The following is an 11,243-nucleotide window of genomic DNA, read 5'->3' as shown; positions in this document are numbered from 1 at the left end:
AGGTCACTAAAAGTAAAACGGTATTCCCCACAGATGACAGCCTGCTAAAAATGCTGTATCTGGCAACTATGGATATCACAAAAAAATGGACGGGTCACCGACAGGATTGGGGTCAGATTCATTCCCAGTTGGAGATCTTCTTTGAAGAAAGGTTATCTTAAAAATCAAAGAGCGAGGTATTAAGACTGCCAAAGGGGAGTTTTACTTGACAACCCCAAAAACAGTTTTATAATACAAGCATGGGCAAGAACCAATGAAAAATGGCCTTGCCCATAAATAACAATCAATATTTTATATCAGTTTTTGGAGTTTACACGGACTTTGAAACGGTCTCGGAGACATCTGGTTTAATTCCCAGGAAGACAAAGGATTAAAAATTATTGCAATTAACAATTAAAACAATCGCCTATCCCATCAAAATCATGAGATAGGCGATTATTCATTATATTGGTCATGTCTGACTGAATGACAGCAGATAAAAGATACAGTTCGAAGGACAACTCAGATTGTCCATATCTTACCAAAAGCTGTTGATTAGAAAATCCTTTTACTGCATATTATCCATTCCCAGTGTGACGACCTCATTTCGTATTTTGGCAAACTTCAGGCTCTGATATAGTATATAAACTATTTTTTTGCATTAACAATTTCAAGTGCTTTTGAAACAGCCTTAAATGCATTTACTCTTCCATAACCGGTATAATTATCAAAACCTTTCGCATTAATGTCATCTGCAGAATTTTTGATTATTTCTTCTACTTCACTGGCTTTTAGTTCTGGAGCAACGGAAAGCACAAGTGCAGCAACTCCTGCAACATGTGGGGTCGCAGCAGAAGTACCGTTAAACCCATCTTCATAATTACCAGAGCCATAGCCTGCCTTATTCATAATATCAGTTGTGTAAATGTGAACACCTGGGGCAGCCACATCAACCTGAGGACCATAGTTACTGCCCCACCAATATTCGCCGTCTTTACTTGTCTTACTTTTTCTTTCACCATACTCGTTACATGCTGCAACCGTGATAACATTATCCAGATTACCGGGGAAAGAAACTTTACCATTATCATTACCAGCGGCAAAGCAAACAACGCAGCCTTTTCCATTTCGGCCCTTCTGTTTCGCATAATTGATTGCATTTATAATTGTCTGGCTTTTACTTCCGCCTCCCCAGCTGTTACTAAGAACATCGGCTCCCCGGTCCACAGCTGTTACAATTCCATCTGCAATTTTTGCATCATCAGTAACCCATGCCGTACCAGCTCCATAGGCTATTCTGATTCCCATCAGTTTACAATCCGGAGCCACACCGGCGATTCCTTTGTTGTTATTACTTTTTGCAGCCGCTATCCCTGCACAAGCGGTTCCATGGGCATCGGCAGTCAATGGATTGGGATCATCACGCTTGTAACAGGCATCATATCCGGTTACCAGTTTATCTCCTACATTTAAGTCTTCATGGGTGTAATCAACACCTTCATCTACGATAGCAATGATAATATCATCACTTCCTGTAGTTATATCCCATGCATCTAAAACTTTGATGTCTTCTCCTGCAATTCCTCCGGTTTGTCCGGTATTTTTAATAGCCCACTGCTTCTTTACATCCGGATCGTTACTTAATGATGCCATAGGTTTCATCAACCGGACAAAATTTGGTTGTGCAAATATTACCTTATCATCGTTATGATAGGTATTTGCCAGATCCAGTGCATTTTCTGCGTTACCTTCTGCGGTTTCCACCAGGAAGGTATTATCTTCCCCCTTAATACTTTCAATAACGCTGACATTATTAAGGCTATTAATCATATCAATTTCTTCTCTTGTTACATCAGGTTTGAACTGGATAATAAACTGATTTGTTAGAATCATTGGTGTTTTATCTTCTGATTCCACTACCAGAAGATCATCATTTTCACTTTGATTTTTGCTTTTAAATGAATTCGTTTCATTCCCATTACTGCCACTTATCGTTTCTAAAATGATACCATTTTTTAAATCAGTGAAATTTGAATTTAGGTTAGAAGAAAAAGATTTGTTTTTACTTTCCACATTACCATTGTCTTTAAATGCTCTATATAAATCGGATTTTTTTAAGGGTATTTTCTTTTCATTGCTCCAATAAAATAATTCCATAATAATTCTCCTTTTATTTTTTAATATTAATATATTTAAGATAGGCCAAGTTGGTGCATGCTCTCTTCCGCGTCAAATTTCAGGCTGCCAAAGCAGCAGCTTGGGGTCTATCTTATCTCTAATTCCTCCTTCTAATGGACATAATATGTTATTTAAAAAGCGGATGTGCTGGCTGAGTTTGATGATCTACCTAAGTACCCTGGTGCCTCTGTACTGTTTGATTCATTGGTTCATCTCAGCTTTTTAGCTTGAACCTGTTGATATCGGTTCCAAATCAGATTCCCGAATAGCTGCATGTCCATAAAATTTCTGGACTCTTATCTCTTTAAAAATCGAAGATTTTTTTCCCTTTCTTTTTTTGAATTTGGATATAAAAAAAGCCACCACATTGCGTGATGGCTTAGGATAATTTACCTCTAAATAAAAACAGACTGCTATATTAGCCAGCCTGCTTTTATCACATCATTTATTATTTTAAATATGAATATATAATAAATATTAAAATCATCTGATACACTTATCAATTACTTAAGACAGTTGCATATGATCCAGCCTGAAAAATTGTTATTTTACCTATTACTATTCCAATGGTAAGAACAACTTTCTCTAACCATGTGAACCAGAACCTAAATTATCTAAACCCAAAAATATGCATCATTATTTGTCATTTATATGCTTCCCACCCCATACACATAATTCATGAAGGGCGGGCATTAATGATTTCCCACGTTCTGAAAGATAATATTCAACCTTTGGTGGAACCTGTGGATATTCGTGACGGATGATAAGAGCGTCTGCTTCTAATTCTTTTAACTGATTACTTAGCATTTTGTGAGTAATTCCGTTAAGTGCTTTTTTTAACTCACTGTATCGCATGATGTCTTTTCTCAAAAGCCAAAACAAGATATGGAGTTTCCATTTCCCGCCTATGAGGGATAAGGTGTATTCAAAGGGTTCTGAATCTATATCTTCCTCTTGCTTACATTCATGATTCTTTAAATCATTCATTTATTGGCACTCTCCTTTTAGATAGTATCTCACTAAAAAGTGCATACTGTTTTAAATGTCACACTTAAGTTATTATAAAGTAAAGATAGAAAATACACAATGAAAGAAAGGGGTAATTATGAATTTATTAAACAAATCAATCACCATAAAGTCGGTTACAATTTCAAATCGACTTGTAATGCCTCCAATGGCGACATCAAAAGCAGCAAATGGCGACGTAACAGGCCAACTGATCGATTACTATGATGAAAAGTCAAAAGGTGGTTATATAGGATTAATTATTACAGAGCATCATTATGTAAGCAAAGACGGTATGGCCAGTGAAGGTCAAGTATCCATATCAAGAGATGAAGATGTGGCAGGACTAAAAAAAATAGCAGATGTGATCCATAAGAATGGAAGTAAGGTCATAGCTCAGATCAATCATGCTGGAAGTTCAGCATCTCAAGATTTAACTGGATACGAACCAATCAGTGCAAGCCCAATCATCAATGTAGGGTTTTCAGCAAAAACAAAACTTATTCCTCACGAGATGGACCAAAACGATATTCGTAGGGTAGTAAAATCGTTTGCCGATGCAGCAAAAAGAGTAAAAGAGGCTGGCTATGATGGTGTTCAGATACATTCTGCTCATGGATACTTATTGAATCAATTCTATTCCCCTCTTGGCAATAAACGTTTGGATGAATATGGTGGAACAATCGATGGAAGAATTAAAATCCATTTAGAAATCATCAGGGCAATCAGAGAGGTTGTAGGAGATGATTTCCTGTTATCTCTTCGCCTTGGCGCCAGTGACTACATGGAAGGCGGCAGCACCATTGAAGATGGAGTATATGCATCTAAAAAATTTCAGGAAGCAGGGATTGACCTGTTAGATATTTCAGGTGGTTATAATGGTTTTATTCGAAAAGATACAAATGAACCAGGGTGGTTTGCAGATGCAACTTTAGCAATAAAAAAAGAAATATCAATCCCTCTTATTTTAACTGGTGGTGTGACGGATGTAAAAGATGCGGAACATTTGTTGGAAGAGGGGAAGGCAGATTTCATTGGTATAGGAAGGGCTATTTTTAAGGATTCCAAGTGGGCAGAAAAAGCAATGGAATAAATAATGAATTGTATTTTCAAAAAGACCGGACTGCGTGTATTGGCTTAGTCCGGTCTTTTTATATGGTATGGTTCTTTCTCTTATCCCTTATGCTTCCCTAACCATAACAGGATATCAGCAATAATCTCATTCTTTGACGGCTCATTTAATATCTCATGGTACAGATTTGCATAGACTCTTAGACTTTTATCTTTGGAACCAATTCCTTCATAGAAGTCAAGAGAATCCTTGGCTGAAACCAGTCCGTCATCCGCTCCATGAAGAATCAACACAGGATCAGAGAAATTATTTTTATGCTCTTTTAACCATTGCACCCCTGCATAAATCTGATTGATAAGTCCGGTACTGATCTGCTTTTCCACCAGAGGATCATTGGCATATGCTTCGATGACGCCTATATCGCTGCATACTCCATCTCCCAGTTCATTGGGCACATAGGTGCCTTCCGGCGCTTCTATGGGAAAGGTATCTCCCATAACCGGATGGTTATAATGGGTCAGTGCACCAGATGTTATGATTCCATCCACAGTCCCAGGATACTTTGTCCCATAGAGAGTAACAGTCTCTCCTCCCATACTGTGTCCGAACAGAAATACCTTTTTTCCATTGCTTTCCCCTTTGGCAATTGCCACGATTGCAGCCAAATCTTCTGGCATCTCATTATAATCACTGAAGTAAACCTTCTTGCCTTCGGACTTCCCATGCCCTCTTTGGTCATACCGGTAAACACTGTATCCATTTTCATTGAGCTTTTCCGTAAAATAATCGTACCGGTTTAAATGCTCACACAATCCATGGGCAATCACAATCAAGGCCCTTGGATCTTCCACTACATCTTTTCGAAATCTCAGCCTTGTCCCGTCCCCAGAGACAACCATCATTTCCTCTTTTTTGATATCTTCTCTCTTCATAGCAAATCCCCTTCCATGTAAGTATAATTGATGGTACAGACACAGCGATCTGTTATCCTCATCATACTACAGGAAGGGGAAGGTGACAAGATTACATCTGAGCAACCTTATGTGGATTTAATATGTTATTGGGGTCAAATACTTTTTTAATGCCGTTCATGAGAGTTAGGTTCACCTCAGGCAGGGATTCTTTCAAATATGGCTTCTTAGCAAACCCAATTCCGTGTTCCCCGGATACCTGGCCTCCAAGGCTTCTTGCTTTTTCATACACCTTTTCCATTGCTCCGCTCATCCGTTTCTCCCATTCCTCATCGCTTAAATCGTCCTTAAGCAAATAGGCATGAAGATTTCCGTCTCCCGCATGACCGAAGCTCTTGATTCTTAGATCAAACTCTTCCTGAAGGCTGTGTAAGTAGGTCACCATTTCATTGACCAGGCTTCTTGGAACTACCATATCCACCTCATCCATGTAGGTGGTTGAGCCTTTGATTGCTTCTAAGAAGGCACCTCTGGCTTTCCAGATGGATTCCTCCCGTTCCTCGGTGTCGGAGATAAGAACATCAAGGGCTCCCTGCTCCAGACAGAGCTTTGCAACGCTGTCATAGGCCTTTTCGATTTCTTCCTGGGTATTGCCGTCAAACTTAAGGAGAAGATAGGCGTCAGACTGCTTATCCGGGAATGCTTTTCCTAGATACTCCTCTGCATCGATGATGACTTCTCTCTGCATAAATTCTATGGCGGTTGGAATGGTCTTTGCCTTGACAATTAAGGGAACCGTATTAATTGCCTGCTCCAGGGTCGGGAAGGGGATTAAAAGACTGATGACCATCTTCGGACGGGGAATCAGCTTTAAGGTGGCTTTTGTAATAAAGCCAAGGGTTCCCTCTGAGCCAACCATCAAATCCTTAAGAGCATATCCGGAGCTGTTTTTTACCACCTTACCTCCAAACTCCGTAATCTCTCCATTAGGGAGAACCACTTCCAGACCTCTTACATAATCACGGGTCACTCCGTATTTTACGGCTCGCATGCCTCCTGCATTGGTGCTGATATTGCCTCCAATGGTAGCAGACTTTTCGCCTGGGTCCGGGGGGTAAAATAAGTCATGGTCTTCCACGTAAGCGGAAAGCTCCATAAGAAGCACGCCCGGTTCCACAGTTATGGTTAGATTGCCCTCATCAAGCTCCAGCACCTGGTTCATCAAGGTGGTATCAATCATGATACCGTGTTCCATTGCCACGGAAGAGCCGACAAGCCCGGTACCAGCACCTCTTGGGGTAACTGGTATGAGGTTTTCATAGGCATATTTCATGACCGCAGATATTTCCTCGGCTGATCTCGCCTTCACTACAATATCCGGGTAGCTGCTGGTGCCGCTTAACTCATCGTGACTGTACTCTTCATTGATAAAATCCCCAATTAAAATACGTTCTTCATCGGAAATGATACCTTTGATGTAAGCAATATCTTCCTGATCTATTTTCTTATATCCCATGATTACATTCCCTCCTTCTCTTTTACCCTTGCAATCAGCTTAGGAAGAATTTCGTAAAGGTCGCCTACCAGACAGTAATGAGCCGATTTAAAGATAGGCGCTTTGGGATCGTTGTTAATGGCAAAGATGGTATCCGAATGATTCATACCTGCCACGAACTGAATGGCTCCTGAAACTCCGCAGGTGATAATGAGCTTTGGTCTCACCGTACGTCCGCTCAATCCAATCTGATACTTTGCATCCAGCCAGCCGGATTCTGCCATGGGTCTGGTGCATGCCACCTGTCCGCCAAGAAGGTCTGCCAGTTCGTTTAGCATACTTAAATCCTCTTCCTTTTTTACTCCTCGTCCGGCAACGATGAGAACATCGGAATTCTCTATGAAGGACTCCTTCTCTTTTGGTAGAATATCAAGGACTTCCACATGGCTTAAAAGGTTTTCCTTCGGAATGTCGCAGGTTACAATTTCTCCCGATTTGGAATCGGAACGAGCCGGGGCATTCATGATTTTATATCTTACGGTAGCAATCTGGGGACGATGGTTGGGAGTTTTAATATGAGCCATGATGTTTCCTCCAAAGGCAGGCCGGATCTGGGATAAATCTGAATTCTCATTCATTTCCAAAATAGTACAGTCTGCCGTAAGTCCTGTTTTCATTCTGGCAGCCACCCTCGGTGCCAGCTGGCGGCCTACAGTGGTGGCCCCTACCAGGATTGAGGAGGGCTTATTCCTCCTTATAAAATCTTCAAAGACTTCTGTATACGGCTCAATTTTGAAACGCTCCAGCTCTTCCTTATCGTATACATAGACCTTATCAGCGCCATAATGAAGGATTTCCTCACTCTTTTCCCGGATATCCTTTCCCATAAACAGGACCGATACTTCCTGTCCGGTAACGGCTGCCATTTCTTTCGCCTTACCAATGAGCTCAAAGGTAACGGGGTGAATGACACCGTCCACATGGTCTGCGTAAACTGCAATTCCCTTCCATTCCTCTTTGTTTATCTCTGGCTTCTTTTCATCTTCCACGTACTCGACGGCACCTGCAGGTCCCCTTTTCACGCAGAGACGGCACATCTTACAGGCGGCATTGACCACTACGTTTCCGTCCTGCTCTTCCAATGCCCCAAAGGGACAGATCTTTATCAGTTCCTGATTGTCAGGAATTCTTTCCTGATGTACGACTAATCTTGCCATGTCATTCCCTCCTATACGAACTTCAGTTCCACAATTTTGTCAAACAGTTTCCTGGCAAGCACGTCTCCTGATTCTTCCCAGACTTCCTTTTTGTCGTTGGTTTCTGGAGGAAATATCTTCTGTACCTGTGTTGGAGAGCCGTTAAGGCCGTAATTCATTTCATCCTGATCCTTCATATCATCCAGGGTAAGGACCCGGATCTCCCGGTCCTTTGTCTCTGACTTTTTCACATAGGAGGGAAGTCTCGGCTGAAAGATATCCTTATCCAGGGCTAACAGGCAGGGGAATTTTACCTTTGCTACCTCTACTTCACCTGGAAGATCCATATCCACCGTGATTCCATCCTCTTCCAGAGACCTGATGCTTACCACATTGGATACACTGGGTATATTCAGCCATTCTGATATCTCCGGCCCTACCTGTGCGGTGTCTCCGTCCGTGGTCTGCTTGCCGCAGAGGATCAAATCGTACTCTCCCATGGCCCTTATGCCCTGTGACAGGGTATAGCTGGTGGCAAGAACATCGGCTCCGCCAAATCTCCGGTCAGATAAAAGGGTTCCATGGTCTGCTCCCATGGAGAATGCCTCTCTAATTACCTGCATGGCCTGAGGCGGCCCCATGGAAATGACGTCAACCACTCCCCCTGTTTTTTCTTTGATCCGAAGTGCCGTTTCAATGGCATAGAGATCATAAGGATTCATCTTGGAGGCTGCACCGTCCCTTTTTAATACCCCGGTAACAGGATCCACCTCTACCTTATTGCTGTCAGGTACCTGTTTGATACAAACTAGAATCTTCATGTTTTTTACTTCCTTTCCTAGTAAATCCAGTTTCCAAAAAATGCGATACACCCGGCAATTACAATAAAGACAGCACTGTATTTTACTGCTTTATTTAACACTTTGCTTTCACTGCCTAACAGATTGGCCGCAGCAGCGCCGATGGCTATGCTTTGAGGAGCAATCATTTTTCCAATGGTGGCGCCTACGGTGCTTGCCGATACCAGCCACACCTGGCTGATTCCAAGGTTAGAAGCTGTCTGGGCCTGGAGGCTTCCAAAAAGGACGCTGGAGGACGTTCCGCTTCCTGTTACATAAGCCCCAAGGGCACCTACCAGGGGAGCTGTCAGAGGATATAAGCTTCCCATGAGTGCCAGCATGGTTCCTGCAATGGCGGCGATCATACCGCTGTATCCCATGATTTTGGACATGGCCATTATGGTTACAATGGTCAGGATGGTTTTCCACATTTGCTTTATCGTACTGATAAATACCTTCTTCATGCTGTTAAAATCTGCCCCCTGTATCTTACCTCCGATCACTGCCGCTGCCCCGATTAAGACACCTGGAGTGGCAAGCCAGACAAAGGTATAGGGCTTTCCTCCTTCTCCGGAATAAATAGGAACAGAGGTCTTTACACCGGAGAGTACCCGGTTGATGGACGGCACCATCTTAGAGGTCAGAAGGAGAAATACAAAGATTAAGATAAAAGGCATCCAGGCCTTTCCCGCTTCCTTTAAGGTTATTTTCTTTTCCCTGTTCGGTGTACTTCCTTCAATCAAGTACTCAGGGTCAGGATTCTGATACCATTTCTTTGAAACACCGATGGTGACAGCCAGGGAACAAATCGAGCCGATGATGACCGGAAGCTCTGCTCCCAGAAAACGGGCTGCAAGGAGATTGGGTACTGCAAAAGAAACGCCTGCAACCAGAGCTACCGGCCAGACTCCTTTTAATGCCTTTACCGAATTCCCGATGATACATACCATTAGAAATGGAGCAAGGATCATAAAAGGAAATAATTGCAGGGCTGTGGCAAAGGCTACTTCTCCTGCTGGAAGTCCAGCGATCTGAGCTACGGTGACCGTGGGTATTCCTACGGAACCAAAGGCCGTGGGTGAAGCATTGGCTACCAGGCAGGCTACGGTGACTGCGATGGGCGGAAAGCCCATGCCGCATAACATACTTGCCGGTATGGCAATTGCGGTCCCAAAGCCAGCCATGCCTTCCATAAAGCCGCCAAAGCACCAGCCGATAATCAGGAGCAGAATCCGTTTATCTCTGGATACTCCCGCAAGAATCTCTTTAATGACATCCATGCTTCCTGTATCAATGCAAAGGTTATATGTAAAAATAGCTGCAAGGATAACAAGACTAATGGGCCAAAGGGCAAGGGCCACCCCCTCGGCCCCTGCGGTAAAGCAGTCCCAGGCCGGCATCTTCCAGTAGGTCAGGGACAAAATAACTGCAATGGCAAGGGCAATGGGACATGCCTTAAATGCCGGAAGCTTTAACAGACTCAGTGCTGTCATAAGCCATAAAATAGGTGATAACGCAAGAAGAAAGATAATACCATTCATAACCGACCCCTCCATACACCTTCAAGATTCACCTTACCGTGACGAAATCCTTTTAATCTCCTCTATGAGAAGGGGAATTACCTTAACTGCATCCCCCACAATCCCTACGTCTGCAATGTCAAAAACAGGCGCATCCTCATCTTTATTGATAGCTACGATATACCCGGAACCAATCATGCCCGAAACATGCTGGGTGGCTCCTGAGATACCGCAGGCAATGTATAGCTTTGGCGCTACGATTTTTCCGGACTGCCCCACCTGATGGGAACGGGGAACCCACTCTGCTTCAATGGCCGGTCTCGTTGCCCCCACAACGCCATGACAGGCCTCTGCAAGCTGTTCCACCAGTTTAAAATTCTCCAGGCTTCCCATTCCTCTTCCGCCGGATACAATGACCTCTGCCTCTTCCAGATTCACGGCCTCTGCCATTTCTTTCACCACATCTATGATTTTTAACCGGTTGGTATCTTCCGTTTCTACCTTTTCCTCCAAAATCTCACCGGTTCTTTCAGAGATAAGCTCCTTTGCAAATGCCCCGGATCTGACGACTCCAATGGCAGGCGTTCCTGTTATTATCAGCTGATTTAGAACGGTCCCCCCATAAACCGGACAGGTAAAGACCAGCTGACCATCCGTTTCTGTGATATCCATGACATCCACCGCACATCCGGTATGAAGCCGACAGGCGACCATTGGCATTATGTCCTTTCCTGCAAGGGTTCCTGCTGACAGAATCAAAGACGGACGGTATTTTTCTGCCAGCTTTGTCAGAACTTCTCCGAACACCTCCATGTCGTAGGTTTCCCTTTTGACCATAATTGCCTGATCTGCACCAGCCAGAATGGAGGTGCGGGCTGCTTCCTCTAAATCCATGCCGATAAGTACAGCAATGACCTTTTCCCCCCGGTCTGCTGCCAGCTTATGGGCCTTTGAAAGCACCTCCAGGGCGCCACTGACTGGAGATTGAGAAACGGTTTCTACATAAACCATGATATTCTTTCCACCTGAAACACTCATTTCTTTCTCC

At 43.3% G+C, this 11,243-nt stretch carries 9 protein-coding genes and 1 pseudogene; 2 read left to right on the top strand and 8 right to left on the bottom strand.

Annotation, left to right across the window (positions count from 1 at the left end):
- Positions 1-161: pseudogene (locus tag T546_RS25925) on the top strand (IS256 family transposase); the annotation flags it as partial.
- Positions 162-627: 466 nt separating this feature from the next.
- Here T546_RS25925 and T546_RS23375 read toward each other — a convergent pair.
- Positions 628-2,136, bottom strand: coding sequence for a S8 family peptidase (locus T546_RS23375; protein ID WP_034599016.1), 1,509 nt, complete (start codon positions 2,134-2,136; stop codon positions 628-630).
- Between the two features lie 657 nt (positions 2,137-2,793).
- A complete protein-coding gene (locus tag T546_RS0110970) occupies positions 2,794-3,144 on the bottom strand; it encodes a winged helix-turn-helix transcriptional regulator (protein WP_051629763.1) in 351 nt (116 codons plus the stop codon).
- Positions 3,145-3,262: 118 nt separating this feature from the next.
- On the opposite strand from T546_RS0110970, the gene T546_RS0110965 reads away from it, so the two are divergent.
- Positions 3,263-4,255 carry an NADH:flavin oxidoreductase gene (locus T546_RS0110965; protein ID WP_026891655.1) on the top strand — a complete coding sequence of 331 codons (993 nt, stop codon included), beginning with the start codon at positions 3,263-3,265 and terminating at the stop codon, positions 4,253-4,255.
- 80 nt (positions 4,256-4,335) lie between these two features.
- On the opposite strand, the gene T546_RS0110960 is transcribed toward T546_RS0110965, so the two are convergent.
- From T546_RS0110960 to T546_RS0110935, 6 genes are all read right to left on the bottom strand, one after another.
- Entirely contained in the window at positions 4,336-5,166 is an 831-nt protein-coding gene (locus tag T546_RS0110960; protein ID WP_051629761.1) for an alpha/beta hydrolase, read from the bottom strand.
- A 91-nt stretch (positions 5,167-5,257) separates the two neighbouring features.
- Positions 5,258-6,661 (bottom strand): FAD-binding oxidoreductase, encoded by a 1,404-nt coding sequence (locus T546_RS0110955; protein ID WP_026891653.1) that lies wholly within the window; start codon positions 6,659-6,661, stop codon positions 5,258-5,260.
- Positions 6,662-6,663: 2 nt separating this feature from the next.
- On the bottom strand, positions 6,664-7,857 hold the full coding sequence (locus T546_RS0110950; protein WP_026891652.1) for an electron transfer flavoprotein subunit alpha: 1,194 nt from the start codon (positions 7,855-7,857) through the stop codon (positions 6,664-6,666).
- Between the two features lie 11 nt (positions 7,858-7,868).
- Positions 7,869-8,657, bottom strand: coding sequence for an electron transfer flavoprotein subunit beta/FixA family protein (locus T546_RS0110945; RefSeq protein WP_026891651.1), 789 nt, complete (start codon positions 8,655-8,657; stop codon positions 7,869-7,871).
- A gap of 17 nt (positions 8,658-8,674) precedes the next feature.
- Positions 8,675-10,216: an L-lactate permease gene (locus tag T546_RS0110940; protein ID WP_026891650.1), complete on the bottom strand. Its 1,542-nt coding sequence runs from the start codon at positions 10,214-10,216 to the stop codon at positions 8,675-8,677.
- 33 nt (positions 10,217-10,249) lie between these two features.
- A complete protein-coding gene (locus tag T546_RS0110935; RefSeq protein WP_026891649.1) occupies positions 10,250-11,233 on the bottom strand; it encodes an electron transfer flavoprotein subunit alpha/FixB family protein in 984 nt (327 codons plus the stop codon).
- Positions 11,234-11,243 lie beyond the last annotated feature (10 nt).

The organism is [Clostridium] aerotolerans DSM 5434 (genome assembly GCF_000687555.1).
Classification (GTDB): domain Bacteria; phylum Bacillota; class Clostridia; order Lachnospirales; family Lachnospiraceae; genus Lacrimispora; species Lacrimispora aerotolerans.
This window is presented reverse-complemented; position numbering and strand designations above follow the sequence as displayed.